The 18,809-nt window shown below is 75.7% G+C and carries 18 protein-coding genes; 9 read left to right on the top strand and 9 right to left on the bottom strand.

The features are described 5' to 3' along the window. Window positions 1–88: 88 nt before the first annotated feature. Window positions 89–502, bottom strand: coding sequence for a peptide-methionine (R)-S-oxide reductase MsrB (gene msrB, locus ABZ809_RS11260; protein WP_357562338.1), 414 nt, complete (start codon window positions 500–502; stop codon window positions 89–91). 47 nt (window positions 503–549) lie between these two features. Between msrB and ligD the strand changes: the two genes are divergently transcribed. Next, window positions 550–1,575, top strand: a complete 1,026-nt coding sequence (gene ligD, locus ABZ809_RS11255; RefSeq protein ID WP_357562337.1) for a non-homologous end-joining DNA ligase — start codon at window positions 550–552, stop codon at window positions 1,573–1,575. Window positions 1,576–1,642: 67 nt separating this feature from the next. Here the strand turns inward: ligD and ABZ809_RS11250 are convergent, their stop codons facing one another. Beyond that, on the bottom strand, window positions 1,643–1,936 hold the full coding sequence (locus ABZ809_RS11250; protein WP_357562336.1) for a hypothetical protein: 294 nt from the start codon (window positions 1,934–1,936) through the stop codon (window positions 1,643–1,645). A gap of 170 nt (window positions 1,937–2,106) precedes the next feature. Between ABZ809_RS11250 and ABZ809_RS11245 the strand changes: the two genes are divergently transcribed. The 4 genes from ABZ809_RS11245 (at window position 2,107) to ABZ809_RS11230 (ending at window position 9,891) form a co-directional block, all read left to right on the top strand. Then, the gene (locus tag ABZ809_RS11245; RefSeq protein WP_357562335.1) at window positions 2,107–5,301 is read left to right on the top strand and encodes an ABC transporter permease; all 3,195 of its coding nucleotides are present in this window, start codon (window positions 2,107–2,109) and stop codon (window positions 5,299–5,301) included. A 4-nt stretch (window positions 5,302–5,305) separates the two neighbouring features. After that, complete coding sequence (locus tag ABZ809_RS11240; RefSeq protein ID WP_357562334.1) at window positions 5,306–8,053, top strand: FtsX-like permease family protein; 2,748 nt, start codon at window positions 5,306–5,308, stop codon at window positions 8,051–8,053. Window position 8,054: 1 nt separating this feature from the next. Beyond that, a complete protein-coding gene (locus ABZ809_RS11235) occupies window positions 8,055–9,053 on the top strand; it encodes an ABC transporter ATP-binding protein (protein WP_357562333.1) in 999 nt (332 codons plus the stop codon). A 70-nt stretch (window positions 9,054–9,123) separates the two neighbouring features. Further along, entirely contained in the window at window positions 9,124–9,891 is a 768-nt protein-coding gene (locus ABZ809_RS11230) for an ABC transporter ATP-binding protein (RefSeq protein WP_357562332.1), read from the top strand. A gap of 205 nt (window positions 9,892–10,096) precedes the next feature. Here ABZ809_RS11230 and ABZ809_RS11225 read toward each other — a convergent pair whose 3' ends face one another. Then, window positions 10,097–10,549: a GNAT family N-acetyltransferase gene (locus ABZ809_RS11225; RefSeq protein ID WP_357562331.1), complete on the bottom strand. Its 453-nt coding sequence runs from the start codon at window positions 10,547–10,549 to the stop codon at window positions 10,097–10,099. Between the two features lie 75 nt (window positions 10,550–10,624). Here ABZ809_RS11225 and ABZ809_RS11220 point away from each other — a divergent pair, with 75 nt between their 5' ends. Beyond that, window positions 10,625–11,158 carry an ion channel gene (locus ABZ809_RS11220; RefSeq protein ID WP_357562330.1) on the top strand — a complete coding sequence of 178 codons (534 nt, stop codon included), beginning with the start codon at window positions 10,625–10,627 and terminating at the stop codon, window positions 11,156–11,158. On the opposite strand, the gene ABZ809_RS11215 is transcribed toward ABZ809_RS11220, so the two are convergent. Continuing rightward, window positions 11,085–12,647: an alpha/beta hydrolase gene (locus tag ABZ809_RS11215; protein WP_357562372.1), complete on the bottom strand. Its 1,563-nt coding sequence runs from the start codon at window positions 12,645–12,647 to the stop codon at window positions 11,085–11,087. The genes ABZ809_RS11220 and ABZ809_RS11215 overlap by 74 nt on opposite strands. A gap of 54 nt (window positions 12,648–12,701) precedes the next feature. Beyond that, on the bottom strand, window positions 12,702–13,814 hold the full coding sequence (locus ABZ809_RS11210) for an ATP-dependent DNA ligase (protein WP_357562329.1): 1,113 nt from the start codon (window positions 13,812–13,814) through the stop codon (window positions 12,702–12,704). A 136-nt stretch (window positions 13,815–13,950) separates the two neighbouring features. On the opposite strand from ABZ809_RS11210, the gene ABZ809_RS11205 reads away from it, so the two are divergent. Together ABZ809_RS11205 and ABZ809_RS11200 are read left to right on the top strand one after the other, a co-directional pair. After that, window positions 13,951–14,163, top strand: a complete 213-nt coding sequence (locus ABZ809_RS11205) for a hypothetical protein (RefSeq protein ID WP_357562328.1) — start codon at window positions 13,951–13,953, stop codon at window positions 14,161–14,163. Between the two features lie 122 nt (window positions 14,164–14,285). Beyond that, complete coding sequence (locus ABZ809_RS11200) at window positions 14,286–14,708, top strand: SRPBCC family protein (protein ID WP_357562327.1); 423 nt, start codon at window positions 14,286–14,288, stop codon at window positions 14,706–14,708. On the opposite strand, the gene ABZ809_RS11195 is transcribed toward ABZ809_RS11200, so the two are convergent. After that, entirely contained in the window at window positions 14,683–15,177 is a 495-nt protein-coding gene (locus ABZ809_RS11195) for a GNAT family N-acetyltransferase (RefSeq protein WP_357562326.1), read from the bottom strand. The two genes, ABZ809_RS11200 and ABZ809_RS11195, sit on opposite strands and share 26 nt — an antisense overlap. 80 nt (window positions 15,178–15,257) lie before the next feature. Here ABZ809_RS11195 and ABZ809_RS11190 point away from each other — a divergent pair, with 80 nt between their 5' ends. Then, the gene (locus tag ABZ809_RS11190) at window positions 15,258–15,761 is read left to right on the top strand and encodes a DUF1990 domain-containing protein (RefSeq protein WP_357562325.1); all 504 of its coding nucleotides are present in this window, start codon (window positions 15,258–15,260) and stop codon (window positions 15,759–15,761) included. Between the two features lie 19 nt (window positions 15,762–15,780). On the opposite strand, the gene ABZ809_RS11185 is transcribed toward ABZ809_RS11190, so the two are convergent. The 3 genes from ABZ809_RS11185 to ABZ809_RS11175 form a co-directional block, all read right to left on the bottom strand. After that, window positions 15,781–16,698 carry a DNA-3-methyladenine glycosylase 2 family protein gene (locus tag ABZ809_RS11185; protein ID WP_357562324.1) on the bottom strand — a complete coding sequence of 306 codons (918 nt, stop codon included), beginning with the start codon at window positions 16,696–16,698 and terminating at the stop codon, window positions 15,781–15,783. A gap of 233 nt (window positions 16,699–16,931) precedes the next feature. Beyond that, window positions 16,932–17,789: a fused MFS/spermidine synthase gene (locus ABZ809_RS11180; RefSeq protein WP_357562323.1), complete on the bottom strand. Its 858-nt coding sequence runs from the start codon at window positions 17,787–17,789 to the stop codon at window positions 16,932–16,934. Continuing rightward, window positions 17,789–18,748, bottom strand: coding sequence for a hypothetical protein (locus ABZ809_RS11175; protein ID WP_357562322.1), 960 nt, complete (start codon window positions 18,746–18,748; stop codon window positions 17,789–17,791). The genes ABZ809_RS11180 and ABZ809_RS11175 overlap by 1 nt, the downstream gene beginning before the upstream one ends. Window positions 18,749–18,809 lie beyond the last annotated feature (61 nt).

Raw genomic sequence — 18,809 nt, 5'->3', positions numbered from 1 at the left:
TCGCCAGCGCGGTGACCGGACGCCCGCATCTCCGGCCAGCGACGTCCGGGCCGACGGCGGCTGCCCCGGTCGACACCGGGGTGGCCGGTCAGGCGTCGGCGCGCGGCTCCAGGCGGATGGAGACGGAGTTGACGCAGTGTCGGGTGTCCTTCGGGGTGAAACCCTCGCCCCGGAAGACGTGACCGAGGTGGCTGTCGCAGCGGGCACAGCGGATCTCGGTGCGGCTCATGCCGAGGGTGCGGTCCTCGACCTCCTTGACCGCACCGGGGAGGGCGTCGTCGAAGCTGGGCCACCCGCAGTGCGAGTCGAACTTCGTGTCGCTCGGGAAGAGTTCCGCGCCGCAGGCCCGGCAACGGTAGATCCCGGCCGTCTTCGTGTCGACGTACTCGCCGGTCCACGGGCGCTCGGTGCCGGCCTCCCGCAGCACCCGGAACTCCTCCGGGCTGAGCCGGACCCGCCACTCTTCCTCGGTACGGGGCAGTTCGCTCTCGTCAAGACTCACCAGCCAACGGTACGCCGGATGTCGGAGGGGTGACATATGGTCGCGCAATGGGTGGCACGAAGGCCGCGGCCGAACAGATCGAGGTGGCCGGGCACGACGTCCGGTTGTCCAGCCCGGATCGGGTGATCTTCCCGCAGCGCGGCTTCACCAAGTCCGACGTCTTCCACTACTACCTCGCCGTGGGTGACGGCATCATGCGCGCGCTGCGCGGCCGTCCCACCATGTTGCAGCGCTTCCCGGAGGGCGTCGAGGGGGAGGCGTTCTTCCAGAAGCGGGTGCCCGCGCGGGGCGTGCCGCCGTGGGTGGAGACCGCCACCATCAGCTTCCCGAGCGGTCGCAGCGCGGCGGAGCTCTGCCCGGCCGACCTGGCCCACGTGGCCTGGGCCGCCCAGATGGGCACCATCGTGTTCCACCCGTGGCCGGTGCGCGCCGCCGACGTGGACCGCCCCGACGAGCTGCGCGTCGACCTCGACCCGCAGCCCGGCACCGACTTCGCCGACGCGGTCACCGCCGCCGGGGAGCTGCGCGGGCTCCTCGACGAGCTGGGGGCCACCGGCTGGCCGAAGACCTCCGGCGGCCGTGGCGTGCACGTCTACCTCCGGATCGCGCCGCGCTGGACGTTCACCGAGGTGCGCCGGGCCACCATCGCGCTGGCCCGCGAGCTGGAGCGGCGGCGGCCGGAGCTGGTGACCACCGCCTGGTGGAAGGAGCAGCGGGGCGAGCGCGTCTTCGTCGACTACAACCAGATGGCCCGGGACCGCACGATCGCCTGCGCCTACTCGCTGCGGGCCAACGCCCGGGCCACCGTGTCCACCCCGGTCACCTGGGACGAGCTGCCCGACGTCGACCCCGACGACTTCGACCTGCGTACGGTCCCGGCGCGGCTGGCCGAGCGGGGTGACCCGCACGCCGGCATCGACGACGCCGAGTGGGACATCTCGCCGCTGCTGGAGTGGGCCGACCGGGACGACGCCACCGGCCAGGGAGACATGCCCTATCCGCCGGACCATCCGAAGATGCCCGGCGAGCCGAAGCGCGTGCAGCCCTCCAAGGACCGCGACCGCCCCCGCTGACCGGCCGGCCCCGGCCCTTGTCGCCGCCGGCGCCGGATGCCTCCGGTTCCTGCCGGCGGCCGCCGGTTCACCGGTCGCCGGTGACCGCCTCCACGGCCTCCTTGGCCGACCGCAGGTCCGCGCCCGTCGCCTTCCGGTACGCGGCGATGGCCTTGATCTTGTCGCCCCGGGCCAGGTGGTCGCGGACCTCCGGCGGCACGGGCGCGGTGTCCACCACGCCCAGGTGGTCCATCACCAGTTGGAGCCGACGCTCGATCTCGGCGAGCCGGTACGCGGTCCGCGCCTGCTGGCCGGCGCCCGGCAACTGGGCGGCGAGCAGCGCGACGACGGCCACCAGCAGGGCGGTGAGGACGATCTCCATCGGATGATGGAAGCACAGCCCCGCCACCCCGTCGACCGGTACCCGGGCTGCCGGCGGCCCGGCCGAGCGCCAGCCGTCGGATAACGATCATGTAACGGGCGCGAACCTTTCCCGACCCGTCGCCGCTCTCCCTGATCGTCGGCCCGACCGGGGCCAGGGGAGGGCATCGGATGAAGCTGGTGTGGAGGCGGGCCCGCGAGGCGCGGGGGCTGCTGTTCGCCGCCGGGGTCGCGGCCCTGGTGGCGGTCGCGTTGGTCACCGGGCTCTCCGACTACAACCGTCGGGCCGTCGAGGCGGGCCAGCGTGCCCTGCTCACCGGAGCGTCGTTCGAGGAGCGCAGCCTCCTGGTGAGCGGCACGGCCGGCCGGGACGCGGCCGAGTTCGCCACCCGGGACCGGGCCGTCCGCGACGGGTTCACCGCCGGCCTCGGCGGCGTGCCGTTCACCGTCGGCGTCGCCCGGTACGGCGGTGGCCGCGAACTGACCGGCGACCTCGGCACCGTGGTCCGGGAGGACGACGACCCGATCTTCGCCAACCTGGCGACCATCGACGACCTGGCCGCCCACGCGGAACTCACCAGCGGCGCCTGGCCCACCCCGGGGGCCTCCCCGGTGCAGGTGACGCTGCCCGAGAAGGTGGCCGGCGCGCTCGGCATGGCCACCGGCGACCAGGTTCCGATGCTCGACCGCCGGTCCGACCGGCCCAGCACCGTGGTGCTCGTCGGGACGTGGCGGCCCCGCGACCCGACCGACCCGTACTGGCGGCTGGCCCCCGGGGTCGGTGCCGGCAGCGTCGCGGACTCCGGTACGTCGTACGGGCCGTTCGCGCTGGACCCGGCGGACTTCGTCGCCACCTACCCGGGCACGGTGTCCGCGTCCTGGGTGGTCGAGCCGGACCTCGCGGCGGTGGCCAACGCGGGCAGGCTGCTCGATCTGCGGCAGGCGCTGGGCAGCACCCTCGCCGAGGTGCCCGAGGCGGCCGGGCTGGGCTCCTCGGGCCAGGCCGTCACGGCGATGGACGGGCTGCTCGACCGTGTTACCCGGGCCGACCTGGTGGGGCGATCCTCCCTGGCCACCCCGCTGCTGCTGATCGTGGTCCTCGGCGGGTACGCGCTGGTGCTGGTCGCCGCCCTGCTGCACGAGGACCGGCGGGGCCAGACGGCCCTGCTCCGGGCCCGGGGCGCCGCGCGGCGGCAACTCGCCGGCCTGGCGACCCGGGAGGCGACCCTTGTGGTCCTGCCCGCCGGCGTGCTGGGTCCGCTGATCGCTGGCGAGGCGTTACGGCACGTGGGCACCGGTGGTGCGGCCCCACTGGCGCTCTCCACCGGCAACACGACGCTGGTGTGGGCCGCCGCGGCGGCCACCGCCGCCGGTTGCCTGGTCGCGATGGTCGCCCCGACGCTGCGGGCGGCCGACACGTACGTCGCCGACATGGCGGCCCGGTCCCGTCCCACCCGCGCCGCGAGCGTCCAACGGGCCAGCCTCGACCTGGTGCTGGTCGGCTTCGCGGTGCTGGCCTGGACGCAGCTGCGCCAGTACTCGTCGCCGGTCACCGGTGCCGGCGGGCGGCTCGGGGTCGACCCACTGCTGGTCGCCGCGCCGACGCTGGGTGTGCTCGCCGGCGCGGTCGTGGCGTTGCGACTGCTGCCGCCCGCGACCCGGTTCGCCGAGCGGTTCGTGGACCGCCGGCCGTGGATCGCGACCATGTTCGGCATGTGGCAGGCGGGGCGGCGTCCGCACGCCGGCCCGGTGCTGCTGCTCGCCCTCGCCGTCGGCGGCAGCACCCTCGCCTGGTCGCTGGTGACCACGGGCGAACGGTCGCAGGCCGACCAGGCCGACCACACGGTCGGCGCCGACCTGCGGGTGGTCGAGCGCACCGGCGCGGCACCCGACGGCCGGGCGGGTCAGCTCGCCGCGCTGCCCGCCGTCGACGCGGCGCTACCGGCGTGGCGGGACGACATCCGCCTCGGCCGCGCCGACCTGCCGACCACGGTGGTGAGCCTCGACGCCGCCGCCGCGGCCGACGTGCTGCGCCTCGACGAGCGGCTGGCCGACGAGGCGCTGCCGGTGCTGCTGGACCGGATGACCCGGGCACGCGCCGCGCCGACCGGCGTCGAACTGCCCGCCGGCACCCGGTCGATCGCCGGCACCGTGCGCACCCCCGTGCGGGACGCCGTCACGCCGCACCGGATCGGCCTCTGGGTGCTGCTGACCCGGGCGGACGGGCTGGCCTTCCGGCTTCCGGCGGGCAACAGCGGCAGCGACGGCCGGCCGGCGCCGTTCACCGTCGCCGTTCCCGCCGGCGAAGGCGCCCTACGACTGTCCGGTTTCGAGGTGGACGGCGGGAGCGCGCGTGGCCGGGCGTACCGCGTGGAGGTGTCGGACCTGCGACTGGCTGGCGCCGACGGCGCGGCCCGACCGGTGTCGCTGGACGGCGGGTGGGTGGCCGCCGACGGCCGGGGCAAACCGGTCGGCGCGTCGGCCACGGCCGCCGGACTCACGGCCGACTGGGAGGTCGACTACCGGGCGGGCGGCCGGTTCGCGTTCCAGCCGCCGAGCCGCTTCGCCGTGGTCCCGACCGGCGAGAACCGGTCGGTGCCCGCGTTGATGACCCCGGCGGTACGCGACGCGCTGAGCCTGAAGACCGGGGACACGGTCGATCTCGTGCTCTCCGGCGCGACGCTGCCGGTCACGCTGGTCGGCGAGTTGGACGCGGTGCCGTCCACCGCCGGGGAGGGCGTGCTGCTGGACCTGCCGGCGGCGATGGACTGGCTGATCCGGGACCGGGGCGGGATCCGGCCGGTGTCGGAGTGGTGGCTGGGCACCGAGCGCACCGGCCACGCCGAGGCGGCCCGGGCCGCGGCCGACCTCGCCGGCACCACGCTGCTCGACCGCCAGGTGGTGGCCGAGCGGGCCGCCGGCGACCCGTACTGGCAGGGGGCCCGCACCGGGCTGCTCGCCGCCGCGCTCGGCTCGGTGCTGCTGGCCCTGGTCGGCCTGATCGTCGACGTCTGGGCGACCGCCCGGCACCGGCTCGGGGAGTTCGCCGTGCTGCACACGCTCGGCGCCAGCCCTCGTCTGCTGGCCCGGGCGCTGCTGGCCGAGCAGACCTTCCTGGCCGGCATCGGCGTCGGGGTCGGCCTGTTGCTGGGCGCCGCGGTCGGCGCGACCATGGCCCCGCTGGTCATCCTCACGCCGTCCGCGGGGCGGCCGGTGCCCGAGGCGGCCTTCGTGCTGCCGTGGCTGCCCATCGGCCTGACCGCGCTCGGCCTGTTGCTGGCGGCACTCGCCTTCAGCGCGTTCATCGCCCTCGGCATCCGGCAGCGGGTGGCCGTGGCGCAGCTGCGGATCGGGGGAGACCGGTGACCGGGTGGAGCGTAGGGACGAGCAGGAGCGGAGACGGCACGTGCTGAGCGTCGGGGCGGTCGCCCGCCGGGTGCGGGCGTACGGCGGGCAGTTCCTGCTCCTCGCGGGGCTGACGCTGGTCGCCACGCTGGTGATCAGCGGCGTGCCCAGGATCGTCAACGATCACTCCCAGCAGGGCCTGCGGGCCCACCTGGGCGCCGTGCCGCCGCAGCAGCGGGACGTGACGTACTCGACGGGGCCGCTCCTCGCGAAGAGGGACGGCCATTCTCCGGTGGCCACGCGCCAGGGTGACCTGGCGACGTTGGAGGCCGGCATGCCGCCGGCCGTACGCGGGCTGGTCGAACAGCGGTGGTTCGCCGCGGACACCGCGGTCACCCGGCTGCGGGGCCCGGACCTGGCGGCGAAGAACCTCCTGGTGGACCTCGGTCTCCGTGCCGTGACCGGGATCGAGGAGGCCGGCACGCTGGTCGAGGGGCGCTGGCCGGCCCACGCGCCGAAGGACCAGCCGGTGCAGGTGGCGTTGGCCGCCGACGTCGCCGGCAAGCTGAACCTGCGGCTCGGCAGCCGGCTCACCCTCGCCGCGCCGGAGCCGCTCACCTCCGACTCCCCGCCCTCCACCCGGATCACCGTGGTCGGCCTCTTCCAGCCCCGTGACGCCACCGACGGGTTCTGGGACGGCCTCCCGCCGCTGTTGCGGATCGGCGAACCGGAGGGGGACGGCGAACCCTTCGTCATCGTCGGCGTCGTCGCCGGCGCCGCGCTGGACCGCCACGCCGCCGCCGGCTGGCCGGTGTCGTTCAGTTGGCGCTACCGCGTGGGTGCCGAGGGGATCGACGCCCGCGAGCTGGACCAGGTGATCGACGGCCTCCAGCAGATGACCCGGGAGGCGGCCGGCCGGGACGTCCTGCAGGGGCTGGACATCCCGCTGCGCGAGTTCGCGGCCGAGGTGGACAGCGCCCGGACGGTGCTCGGGGTGATCGCCGCAGGCGTGCTGGCCACGCTGGCCGGCCTTGTCGTGCTGGCCGCCGGGCTGCTGGTGCGCCGGCGCCGGGCGGAGTACGTCCTGCTGCGCGCCCGGGGCGGGTCGGCCACCGCGAACGCGGGCCGCAGCCTGGCCGAGGCGCTGCTGGTGGTGCCGCCCGCCGCCGCGCTGGGCTGGTTGCTCGGCGGTCTCGCCCCCGGGGCGCCCGGGAAGACCCTGTGGCTCGCCGTGGCCGCAACCGTCCTGGTGGCGTCGGCGCTGCCGGTGGCCACCCTCGCGGTGTCCACCGGCGGCTCCGGGCGGCGTGACCTGGTCCGGTCGCGCCCCACCGCGCGTCGGCTCACGGTGGAGGCGGGCCTGCTGGTCCTCGCGGGTCTCGCGGTCGTGCTGCTGCGCCGCCGCGGCCTCACCCCCGGGGAGGTCGACCCGTTGCTGGTCTCGGTCCCCGTGCTGCTGGCCGTCGCCGCGGCGGTGGTCGCGATGCGGGTGTACCCGTGGCCGCTGCGGCTGGTCAGCCGGCTCGCGGCCCGGGCCCGGGGCAGCGTCGCCTTCCTGGGCACCGCCCGGGCCGGCCGGTCCGTCGTCGCCGTACCGCTGGTGGTCGTCGTGCTGGCCATCGCGACGGCGGCGTTCTGCGCGGTGACGGCCGCCGGGATCGAGGCGAGCCGGGACCGGGCCGCCAGCCGGGCGGTCCCCGCCGACGCCCTGATCGTGGGGGAGCGGATCGCCCCCGACACGGGTGCCGAGCTGGAGCGGCTGCCGGGGGTCCGCGCCGCGAGCCCGGTGCTGCACGAGGCGGGCCAGCGCCTGTCGAAGGACGCGATCGGCACCGACGCCCGGCTCGGCGGGGTGACCGTGCTCATGGTCGACGGCCCCGCCCTGGCCCGGATGGTCGGGCAGGCCGGCGTCGACGTGACGGTGCCGGCGGCGCTGCGCACCCCCGCCGGGGGAACCGGTCCGCTGCCCGCGGTCGTGTCTCCGACGGTCGCCGCCGAGCTGGCCGCCGCCGGCCTGGCCGGCTCCGCCTTCGTCAGCGCCCAGGGCCAGCGGTACGAGTTCCGGGTCGCCGAGCAGGTCGAGGACTTCCCGCTGCTCCGCGCGGACAGCAGCCGCTTCGTCGTGCTGCCCTGGCAGGCGCTGCCCCGCCGCGACTACGCCGCCGTGCCGACCAGCTTCCTGGTCGTCGGCGACGGGCTGGACGCCGAGGCGCTGCGCCGGGCCGGCGACGCGGGGCAGTCCCGCTTCCAGACGGGCGGAACCGTCACCGGCGGGGAGCGCCCGCGCGGCGTGGAGGTGCTGACCTTCGCGGACACCCGCCGGCAGGTCGGCGAGGGCGGTGCGAACGGGGTGCTCGCCTTCGGGTTCGTCGCTGGCGCGGCCGGGGGTACGGCGTTCGGCCTGCTCGCGATCGCCTTCACGGTGCTCGCCGGCGCCCGGGAGCGGGGTCAGGTGCTGTCCCGGCTGCGTACCCTCGGCCTGTCCCGGCGCCAGTGGCGCGGGCTGCTGCTGGTGGAACTCGCCCCGTTGGTGGGCGTCTCGGTGGTGACCGGCGCGCTGGTCGGCACGGTGCTGCCGCTGCTGCTCACCCCCGTGCTCGGGCTGTCCGCCTTCACCGACGGTGTGGCGGTCCGGGTGGCGTTCGAGCCCGGGCTGGCGGCGGGGGTCGTCGCGCTCGGGGCGGTCGCCCTCGGCTTCGCGGTCGCCGTCGAGGCCCTGAACAACCGCCGGATGCGCCTCGGCGAGGTGCTCCGGCTCGGAGAGGAGAGCTGACATGACCGCTACCGCGGAGACCACCGCCGTGCCGGACCTGGCCGCCCTGCAGAAGCGGGCTGCCGAGCGTGCGGCGGAGCGGGCCGGTGGCCGGGACCGGTTGCGCGGGCACCTCGTCTGCGACGGGCTGGTCCGGATCTTCAAGACCGAGGGGGTGGAGGTGGTCGCGTTGCAGGGGCTCGACCTGGTCATCGACCGGGGCGAGTTGGTGGCGATCGTGGGTGCCTCCGGTTCCGGCAAGTCGACGCTGCTGAACATCCTCTCCGGGCTGGACACCCCCACCGCCGGGATCGCCCGGGTCGGCGACTACGACCTGCTCAACCTCTCCAACCGGCGGCGGCTGAGCTACCGCCGGAAGATGGTCGGGTTCGTCTGGCAGCAGACCAGCCGCAACCTGCTGCCGTACCTGACCGCGCTGGAGAACGTCGAGCTGCCGATGCGGCTCGCCGGGCGGCGCGGCGGCCGGCGGGCCCATCGCGAGCGGGCCCGGGAACTGCTCGACCTGGTCGGCGTGGGCTACTGCGCCGACCGGCGGCCCGGGCAGCTCAGCGGTGGCGAGCAGCAGCGGTGCGCGGTCGCGGTGGCGGTGGCCAACGACCCCGAGGTGCTCTTCGCCGACGAGCCGACCGGTGAGCTGGACGAGGCGACCGGGGCCGACGTCTTCGGGGCGCTGCGCACCATCAACGCCGAACTCGGCGTCACCATCGTGGTGGTCACCCACGACCATGCCGTGGCCACCCAGGTCCGCCGGACAGTCGCGATCCGCGACGGCCGGACCGCCTCCGAGGTACGCCGTACCGCGCGCGTCGGCGAGGACGGCAGCACCGAGCTGGTCAGCGAGGAGTACGCCGTGCTCGACCGCAGCGGCCGGATGCAACTGCCGGCGCAGTTCGTGGACGCGCTGTCGCTGCGCGACCGGGTGCGGCTCAACCTGGAGCCGGACCACGTCCAGGTGCGGCCGGGCGACCGGGCATCCGACGAGCCGGAGGCGACGCGATGAGTGGGCGGGGAATCAGCCGGTACCGCGCGGTCGAGGCGGTCGACCGCGCCGAACACGACGGGACGGGACGATGAGCGAGCGGGACGCGGTGCGGGACGGGCGGTCCCCCGAAGCGGCGGCGGGTGCACCCCTTGCCGGCGGGGCGGCGGCCGGTGTCGCGGTCACCGACGAGGTGGTCCGGGTGACGGGAATCAGCCGTACGTTCGGTCGCGGCGAGCACGCCGTGCACGCCGTACGGGATGTCTCGTTCGTGGCGGGTCGGGGCGAGCTGGTCGCCGTACGCGGCCGCTCGGGGGCGGGCAAGACCACCCTGCTGAACCTGGTGGGCGGGCTGGACCGGCCCGACTCCGGTCAGGTGGTGGTGGCCGGGCGCGAGGTGACCGGCGTCGGCGAACGGGAGCTGCTGGAACTGCGGCGCGGAACGATCGGTTTCGTCTTCCAGACCTTCGGGCTGGTGCCGATCCTGTCCGCCGCCGAGAACGTCGGGGTGCCGCTGCGGCTGGCGCGGGTCCCGGCGGCCCAGCGGGAGGAGCAGGTGGCGATGCTGCTGGAGCTGGTCGGCCTCGGCGCGCACGCCGCCCAACGGCCGTACGAGCTCTCGGGCGGCCAGCAGCAGCGGGTGGCGGTGGCGCGGGCCCTGGCCAACGAGCCGGACCTGCTGATCGCCGACGAGCCCACCGGTCAGCTCGACTCCGAGACCGGCCGGTCGATCATGGACCTGCTCCGGGCAGTCGTGCACGCCCGCGGCATGACCGCCCTGGTCGCCACCCACGACTCCGCCCTGATCGACCTCGCCGACCGCGTCCTGACCCTCCGCGACGGCCACCTGATCCCCTAACCACCCAGCTGCCTCCCCTCGCCCCCCTCCCTCCCCGCCCGCCCTCCCCGCCCCGGCCCGGCCCGTCGATCTTGCACTTGATGCCCCGGCGAAAGGCGCATAGCGCCCAAAGTGGGGGCGCCAAGTGCAAGATCGACGAGGCGGGGGTGGGGTGAGGGGGCGGGGTGGGGTGGGGCAGGGCGGGGAGGAGGGTCAGAGGGGTGGGTCAGAGGGGGAGTTTCATGCCCTCGTGGGTGGGGGTGAAGCCGAGGCTCAGGTAGAAGCGGTGGGCGTCGTGGCGGGTCTTGTCGGTGGTGAGCTGGGACAGGGCGCAGCCACGCTGCCTCGCCTGGTCTACGGCCCACGTGATCATCTTTCGGCCGAGCCCTTGCCCCCGTAGGTCGGAGCGCACCCGTACCGCCTCGATCAGTTGCCGCTGCGCGCCGTGCCGGCCCAGGCCGGGGATGTAGGTGAGCTGCATGCAGCCGAGCAGCTCGCCGTCCGCGTCGGCCACGATCAGCTCGTTGCGTGGGTCGGCGTCGATGTCGGCGAACGCCTTCTCGTACGCGGCGTCGACCTCGGTGAAGTCGCGGTTCCTGCCGAGCACGTCGTCGGCGAGCAGCGCGAGCACGCCGGGCAGGTCGGCCCGGACGGCCGCGCGGAAGATCACGTCGCTCATGCCGTCAGCGTGGCACAGAGAGCAGGCCCGATGGGGGGTGGGCAGGACCCGTCGGTGGGGGCACCATGACTTCCCATGGACGTCCTGCTGCTGCCGTTCAAGTGGATCTATCGAGGGCTGGTCTGGTTCGCCAACTCACCCCGGACGTTGATCATCTCCTACCTGCTGATGATCGTGGTGGCCGGCGTCATCTACGGCCACGTGGAGAACCGCAGCGCGGCCGACGCGGTCTGGTGGGCCGTCGTGACCGCCTCCACCGTCGGTTACGGCGACATCTCCCCGGTGAGCTGGCAGGGGCGTACGCTCGCCGCGCTGCTGATCTCGACCATGGTGCTGCTGGTCATCCCGTTGATCACCGCGCACTTCGCCAGCCAGCTCATCGTCGACGACGACGCCTTCGAGCACGAGGAGCAGGAGCAGCTCAAGGCCGACGTGCGCCGGATGCGGGCACTGCTGGAGGAGATCGCCGCCCGGCAGGGCATCGACCTGCCCGACCTGCCACCGGAGCGGCCGGTCAGCGGGCCGGGCGCGCCGGTCAGCGGGCCGGGCAGCGCAGCCCCTCCCTGGGCACGGTCAGGTCGATCAGATAGGCGTCGACGGCCTCGGTGATGCAGGAGGTCTGCGGGTAGGCGGTGTGCCCCTCGCCCTCCCAGGTGAGCACCCGGCCCACGCCCAGCATCGCGGCCAGCGTGCCCGTCTGCTCGTACGGCGTCGCGGGGTCGCCGGTGGTGCCCACCACCAGGATCGGCGGCGCCCCGTCGGCCCGGCCCGTCGGGTACGGGTCGCGCCCACCGGGCCACTCGGTGCAGGACAGCAGGCCGACGGCCAGGGCCGGCCCGAACAGCGGATACTTCGCCCGCCACTGCGACTGGAGTTGGCGGATCCGCTCCCGGCTCGGCTTCTCCTCCTCGTCGGCGCAGTTGACCGCCAGGTTGGCGTCGAACATGTTCGAGTAGTGCCCGTCGGCGTCCCGGTCGGCGTAGGCGTCGGCGAGGCGGAACACGTCCTCCGGATCGCCGCCCTCCAGCTTGTCGATGGCCCGGGCCAGCTCCTGCCACCCCGACTCCGTGTAGAGCGACGAGATGATCGCGTAGAAGACCCAGCCGGCGGTGGCCTCCCGGTCGTCGTCCCCACGCACCGGCGACACCCGGGCCTTGTCGATCGCCGAGGTGACCGCGGCCCGGGCGTCGGGCGCGATCGGGCAGCGCCCCGCGTTCGCCGCGCACCACGTGGTGAAGTTGCCGAAGGCCCGCTCGAAGCCCTTGGCCTGGCTCTCCGAGCCGGCGATCAGGCCCTGCCGCGGGTCGACCGCGCCGTCGAGCACGAGCGCTCGCACCCGCTGCGGATAGAGCTGGGCGTAGGTGGCGCCGAGCAGGGTGCCGTAGGAGTAGCCGAGGTAGGTCAACTTCTCGTCGCCGACGGCGGCCCGGACCGCGTCCATGTCCCGGGCGGCCTGCTCGGTGCCGTAGAGGGGCAACTGGTCGCCGTAGCGGTCGCCGCAGCCCCGCCCGATCCGCTCGGACAGCGCGACGAACGCGTCGAACGCCTCCTGGCTCTCCGGGTCTGGGTCGGAGCCGAAGCTGGCGTCCAGGTCGGCGTCCGGGATGCACTTGACCGGGCTGGAGCGGGACACCCCGCGCGGGTCGAAGCCGACGATGTCGAACCGGTCGGTGACCGAGGCGGGCAGGCCGCCGAACGCCGGGCCGAAGGAGAGGTAGACGGCCGTGTCCACGCCGGAGCCGCCAGGCCCGCCCGGATTGAGCACCAGCGAGCCGATCCGGTCGCGCTGCTGGGTCGACCGGGCCCGCAGCAGCGCGATCTCGAAGGTCTGCCCGGCGCCCGGGCCGGCGGTGGCCCCGTTGCCCGTGCCCCAGTCGCGCGGCACCTTGATCCGGGCGCACTCGTAGCGCATGTTGGGTGCGCCCCGCCCGACCAGTTCCTCGGCCACCTCGGGGCAGGCCCGCCAGGTGGGGGCCGTGCCGACGGCGGCGGCCTTGCCCGCGCCGTCCGTCCGGGGCGCGATCGCCGGAAGGGTGCAGCCGGCGGCCACCAGCGCGGCGGCGGCCAGGCCGGCTACGGTGAGCCGGAACCGGCGGATCCGGTCGGGAGTGCGGGTCACGAGCGAGCCTCCGTGATCGAGTCGACGGCCAGGCTACGCCGGGCCCGCGGCGGACCCCAGGGTCACCGTCGGGTCGCCACGCAGCACCTGGTCCACATCGAACCGTACGGGCCGGTCGAGCTGGTCGTAGCGGCAGGATTGCGGTTCGCGGTCGGGCCGCCAGCGGACGAACCGGGCGGTGTGCCGGAACCGGTCGCCCTCCATGGCGTCGTAGCCGACCTCGACCACCAGCTCGGGGCGCAGCGGCTCCCACTCGAGGTTGCGGGTGCCCGTCCAGCGGCTCACCCCGCCCGGGAGGCGCTGGCCGCGCTCGTGGTCGCCGTGCACCCACGGGTGCTCGTCGCCGACGTCCCGGTAGGGCGCCAGCTCCTCCAGCAGCTCCGCGCGGCGGGCCATGGTGAACGAGGCGCTCACCCCGACGTGGTGCAGGACGCCGTCGTCGTCGTAGAGGCCGAGCAGGAGCGAGCCGACGACGGGGCCGGACTTGTGCCACCGGAAGCCGGCCACCACCACGTCGGCGGTGCGGGCGTGCTTGACCTTTAACATGAGCCGCTTGCCCGGCTCGTAGGGCAGGTCGGCCGGCTTGGCGATCAGGCCGTCCAGGCCGGCGCCCTCGAAGACGTCGAACCAGCGGTGCGCGGTGTCGACGTCGGTGGTGACCTGGGTGACGTGCACCGGCGGGCGGACCTTGGCAAGCGCCGACTCCAGCCGGGCCCGACGCCGGGGATAGGGCTGGTCGAGCAGCGTCTCGTCGTCGAGGGCGAGCAGGTCGAAGGCGACGAAGTCGGCCGGCGTGGTCTCGGCCAGCAGCGCGACCCGGGACGCGGCCGGGTGGATGCGCTGGGCGAGCAGCTCGAAGTCGAGCCGGGGCTGCCCGCCCGGGCCGTCGCGCCGGATCACGATCAGCTCGCCGTCGACCGCGCATCGCTCGGGCAGCTGGCGGCGGGCCTGCTCGACCACCTCGGGGAAGTAGCGGGTCATCGACTTGCCGCCACGGCTGGCCAGCTCCACCTCGTCGCCGTCGCGGAACACGATGCAGCGGAAGCCGTCCCACTTCGGCTCGTAGGTCATCCCGGACGCGGTGGGGATCCGCGGGACGCTCTTGGCCAGCATCGGCTCGACGGGCGGACTGATCGGCAGGTTCACGGCGACCAGTCAACCAGACAGCACCGACAGTGGTGAGACAGATCACGGCCGGTAGGCGGGCGGCGTGTCCGCCCGCGCGTCGCTCGTGCCCGGCCGGGCGGATCGGAAAATCGCAGGTCAGAGCTACTTTCGCGGGATGTCGGAGTGGGTCTGCGGGTGCTGCGGGCGGTGGCGGGTGAGCGTCGAGATGATCAAGGGCCGGCACCGGTACCGGCTCGTGCGCCGGTACCCGAGCCGGTTCGGCGGCGGCAAGGACGTGCTCGGCGAGGTCGGCACCGTGGCGGAGCTGGAGGAGTTGCTGCGCCGGCGTACCCCCCTCGGGCTGGCCGACCTGCGCGAGGCCGCCTGACCGGCGGCGGGGCGACCCCGACGGCGGCGGCGGGCCGGGCCCCGGACGCCGCCGTCACCATCGGCGGGGCAACATCGTCGGAACGGACGGTGGCGGCGGGCGCCGCCCGGGGAGGAGTCACGATGCGGTTCGAGGCCGGTACGGAGGTGGCCGCCGGGGCCGGACGGGTCTGGGCGGTGCTGGTCGACGTCGAGCGGTGGCCCGAGTGGACGCCCTCGGTGCGCCGGGCGGTACGCGGGGAACCGGGGCCGCTCGCGGTGGGCGCCACGGCCCGGCTGGAACAGCCGAAGCTGCGACCGGCGGTGTGGCGGTGCACCGAGCTGACCGAGGGGGAGTCGTTCTCCTGGGTCTCGCGCGCCCCCGGGGTGACCTCACTCGGCGAGCACCGGGTGCTGCCGCTGCCCGACGGGCGCAGCCGGGTCGAGCTGGTGCTGACGCAGTCCGGGCCGCTGGCCGGGCCCGTTGGCTGGCTCTACGGCGACCTGACGCGCCGCTACCTGCGGATGGAGGCCGACGGGCTCAGGCGTCGCTGCGAGCGGGACTGACCACCGCCTTCTCCAGCAGGGCGAGCCGGATGCCGTTCGGGTCCGGCCGGTGCCCGACCACCCGGTAGCCGTGCCGGTGGTACAACCGCAGGTTCTGCTCGCTGTCGGCGCCGGTGAAGAGGGCGAAGCGGCGGACGTGGGCGGCGCAGGCCGCCTCCACCGCGCGCAGCAGCCGCCCGCCGACGCCCCGGCCCTGCTGGTCGGGGGCGACGGAGAGCCGGCCGACGTGTGCGGTGTCGCCGTCGGCGTGCGCCCGGACGGAACCGACCAGCCGCTGGCCGAGCCGGGCGGCGAGCACCGTCGCCGGGCCGGCCAGCGCGGCCCGCACCTCCTCCAGGGTCTCGGTCAGCGGGGGCAGGAACGGGTCGGCGTAGCGCTGTGCCTCGGTGAGGTACGCGGCGCGCTGCACGGTGAGGATCTCGCCGGCGTCCGTGACGTCGGCGGGAGCGATGCGCGGCTCGGTGGTCACGCCGACAGCCAACCACAGCCGCCGGGGCGGACCGCCCGCCCGTAGGCTGGCGGCGTCCCGTCGAACCATGGGGGTACGCCGTGCCGGCACCGACCTATCCGCACGTCGGCGCCACCGAGACCGGCGAGCTGCCGCCCGGCTGGCGGCACGTGCGGCACCGGGTCCGGCTGCCCGACTCGTGCTTCCCGGCGGCCGGCGCGGCGATCCTCGGCTGGCGCCTGCACCGGGCGGCCGGCATCCGGATCGACGCCGACGCCGACCGGGCCGCGCCCGGCGTGCGGGTGGTCTCCCGGCTGGGCGTCGGCCCGCTGCGGCTGGCCGCGCCCTGCGAGGTGGTCTGGGCCGTCGACGACGGGCGGCGGGCTGGCTTCGGGTACGGCACGCTGCCCGGGCACCCGGCGCGCGGCGAGGAGGCGTTCGTGGTCAGCCGCGACGCCGCCGACCGGATCTGGTTCGAGGTGGTCGCGTTCAGCCGGCCGGCCGGCTGGCTCATGCGCGCGGCCGGGCCCGCCGGTCGCGCCTTCCAGCACGCGTACGCGTGGTGGCTCGGCCGCACCCTGCGCCGCCTCTGCGCCCGCCCCTGACCGGGCCCCGGCTGCCGGCTCAGAAGCGGGCGAAGGAGCGCAGTGGCATCCGGGGGCCGTACCTCGGCGCCTGGACCCCGCCGGCCGCGAGCAGCACGCAGACCCGCCCCCGGTGCCCCCGGAACGGCTCCAGCAGGGCCAGCATCCGGGCGTCGTCGCCACGCGGCTCCCCCGCCAGGGCCCAGGCCACCGTGTTCGGCACGTGGAAGTCGCCGACGCTGACCGCGTCCGGGTCGCCGTACGCGATCCGGACCACCTCCGCGGCGGTCCACGGCCCGATGCCGGCGATGGCGGTGAGCCGGCGGGTCGCCTCGGCGGAGTCCGCGCAGCGCTCCAACCGGTCGGCGACGGCGGCGGCCCGGCGCAGCGTCTCGGCCCGCCGCTGCTCCACGCCGAACGGGTGGAACACCCAGTACGGGGTGGCGGCCACCGCCGCCGGATCCGGTGGCAGCAGCAGCCGCGCCGGCCCGGGCGCCGCCTCCGCGAAGTGCCGCACCGTCGCCGCGTACGCCCGGTACGCCTCCTTGCCGGTCACCTTCTGCTCGAACACGGCCCGCAACAGCCGGGGGAAGACCTGGCCGGTGGCGGGCATCCGCAGCCCCCGGTGCTGGGCTGCGAGCCGTGCCACCACGGGGTGACCGGAGGCGAGGGCGACGAACCCGGCGAGGTCGTCGCGGAGCCCGGCGACCGCGTCCGCCCGCGCCACCACCCAGCCGGCGCCCGGGCCGTAGCCCTCGGCGAGCAGGTCCGTGCCGACCGGCCGCAGGGCGAGGGTGGCCGGCCCGTCCGGGGTGCGGGTGGCCCACCAGAAGACGCCCGCGGCGACGCGCGCGCATGGGTCGTACGGGCTGAAGGTCAGGGCCTGGACCGACGCGGCCAGCCGGTACCCGGCCGGCGGGCGCAGCACCCGACGCGCGGTCGGCTCGGTCCCGGTCACCCGCACATGCTGCCACGACCCGCCCCGCTGACCGCCGCCACCCGCCCGGCGGCACCCCGGCGCGTGCGTCGCCCTCCCCGCGTCGCCCTCCCCGCGTCGATCTTGCAGTTCCTGCCCGCCCAGAGCGCACAAAAGCCGCACATCAGGGGCCGAAAGTGCAAGATCGCGGGCCGGTGGAGGCGGCGGGGCAGGGCGGTGAGGGCGGGCCGGGCGGGTCAGCGGGCGGGGGTGGGTCAGCGGCGCACGGAGAAGATCCCGGGTGGCGGCGGGGTCGAATCGGTGGCGTCGGCGTCGTGGACCACCGGGGTGCCGCCCGCGAAGCGGTCGAGTTCCTCGCCGGCCAGCACCCGGCCGGGGAACCAGTCCCCGGCGGCGCGCCGGCTCAGCTCCGGCACCGGCGGCTCGACCCGGCCCGCCACCAGCACCAGGTTGCCGTAGCGCCGCCCCCGCAGCACGGCCGCGTCGCCGACCAGGCAGGCCCGGGGCAGCACCGACCGGACCGTGCTGACCTGCCCCCGCGCGTGGCGCAGCGGCGGACCGTCGGCGACGTTCGCCAGGTGGAAACCGGCGGGCCGCAGCACCCGGGCCACCTCGGCGGCGTACTCCACCGAGGTGAGGTGGGCCGGGGTGCGCGCGCCGGCGAAGACGTCCGCGACCACCACGTCGTAGCTGGCGTCCCGGCTGGCCGCCAGCACGGCACGGGCGTCGCCCACCCGTACCTTGAGGCGGGGATCCGCGGGCCAGGGCAGGGCGCGCCGGACCAGCTCCACCAGCGCGCCGTCCAGCTCGACCACCCGCTGGGTGGAGCCGGGGCGGGTGGCCGACACGTAGCGGGGCAGGGTCAGCGCCCCGCCGCCGAGGTGCAGCACCCGCAGCGGCGCGCCGGGCGGGGCCACCAGGTCGATCGCGGCGGCCAGCCGCCGGACGTACTCGAACTCCAGGTGGGTGGGGTCGGCCAGGTCCACGTGGGACTGCGGGGCGCTGTCCAGCAGCAGCGTCCAGGAGCCCGGCCGGTCCGGATCCGGCACCAGCTCGGCCCGACCCGTGTCCACCGGCGCGGCCACCGTGTCGGCCGCCCGCCTGCGCCCCATCAGCGCCGCGCCCGGGCGGCGGCGGTGAGCACCCGGTGCAGCAGGCGCGCGTCGCCGAGCAGCGCCCGCAGCCGGCGCTCCAGGCCGGCGATCGGGATGAGGTTCTGTGGTGCCCGCGGATCCTTGTAGGGGGTGGAGGCGAACCGGGGCAGCGTGACCAGCGACAGGTCGGCCAGGCCCACCGCCTCGTCGATGCTCAGCTCGGCGGAGCACTCCATCCGGACGATGCCCGCCCACGGGGCGCCGACGGCCACCGGCAGCCGCAGATACCACGACCAGCCGCCCCAGGCGGTGCCGAGCTTGAACACCGGGGAGCGCTCCCCGGCCGCCAGGGCGGTGACCACGGCGGTCAGCCGGGCGTCCAGATATTGGCTGTGCTGCGTCTTGATGTAGCCGAGGGTGCGCGGCAGTTGCCGCCGGTTGCGCAGCGGGCCGTCGACCACCAGCAGGTCGCCGTCCGTGCGCGCCGCCCCGGAGACCTCCACCTCCAGTGCGGTCAGCGGGCCCTGCACCGCGGCCGGGAGCTTGTTCAGCTCGCCCGTGCCGCTGACCCGGTGCACCGGGTAGCGGACGCTGCCGGCCACCACGTCCACCGCCGACGGGCTCGCGGTGAACAGCCCCCGGCCGACCCGCGCGCCGGCCAGCTGCGCCGCGCCACGTTCCAGGTCGCAGCGCACCACCCCGGCGGCGTACGACGCGGCCAGGCCGGGGAAGGAGGTGCCGTCGTCCTCCGCCGTCCAGACGCTCGCGTCGATCCGGCGTACCCCGTCGACGAGCAGCACCACGGCGGGGGAGCGGACCCCGGCGCGCGGCCCGATGGCCCGCCAGTCCACGGCCGGCAACTCGGCGTCCGCGTCGACCTGGGCGCTGCTCGGCGCGGCGGGACCGCCCCCGGAGGCCTCGAACGACGCGCCGTACGCCGGATCCCATCCGTCGACGAAGAACCGGGGACTGGTCACCGCAGCGAACCTTCCGTCGCGGACACCGTCGGCCCACCGCCGGGCCGGCCCACCGGGGCGG

Source organism: Micromonospora sp. NPDC047074 (assembly GCF_040643815.1).
In the GTDB taxonomy this organism is placed as follows: domain Bacteria; phylum Actinomycetota; class Actinomycetes; order Mycobacteriales; family Micromonosporaceae; genus Micromonospora.
The sequence above is the reverse complement of the archived record's forward strand: the minus strand, read 5'-3'. Positions and strand labels throughout refer to the sequence as shown.

Coding starts and splice junctions, on each gene's coding strand:
- ABZ809_RS11180 (WP_357562323.1), bottom strand. CDS start 17,789: ATGGGGCGCAGGCGGGCGGCCGACACGGTGGCCGCGCCGGTGGACACG.
- ABZ809_RS11245 (WP_357562335.1), top strand. CDS start 2,107: ATGAAGCTGGTGTGGAGGCGGGCCCGCGAGGCGCGGGGGCTGCTGTTC.
- ABZ809_RS11250 (WP_357562336.1), bottom strand. CDS start 1,936: ATGGAGATCGTCCTCACCGCCCTGCTGGTGGCCGTCGTCGCGCTGCTC.
- ligD (WP_357562337.1), top strand. CDS start 550: ATGGGTGGCACGAAGGCCGCGGCCGAACAGATCGAGGTGGCCGGGCAC.
- ABZ809_RS11230 (WP_357562332.1), top strand. CDS start 9,124: ATGAGCGAGCGGGACGCGGTGCGGGACGGGCGGTCCCCCGAAGCGGCG.
- ABZ809_RS11225 (WP_357562331.1), bottom strand. CDS start 10,549: ATGAGCGACGTGATCTTCCGCGCGGCCGTCCGGGCCGACCTGCCCGGC.
- ABZ809_RS11200 (WP_357562327.1), top strand. CDS start 14,286: ATGCGGTTCGAGGCCGGTACGGAGGTGGCCGCCGGGGCCGGACGGGTC.
- ABZ809_RS11205 (WP_357562328.1), top strand. CDS start 13,951: ATGTCGGAGTGGGTCTGCGGGTGCTGCGGGCGGTGGCGGGTGAGCGTC.
- ABZ809_RS11235 (WP_357562333.1), top strand. CDS start 8,055: ATGACCGCTACCGCGGAGACCACCGCCGTGCCGGACCTGGCCGCCCTG.
- ABZ809_RS11220 (WP_357562330.1), top strand. CDS start 10,625: ATGGACGTCCTGCTGCTGCCGTTCAAGTGGATCTATCGAGGGCTGGTC.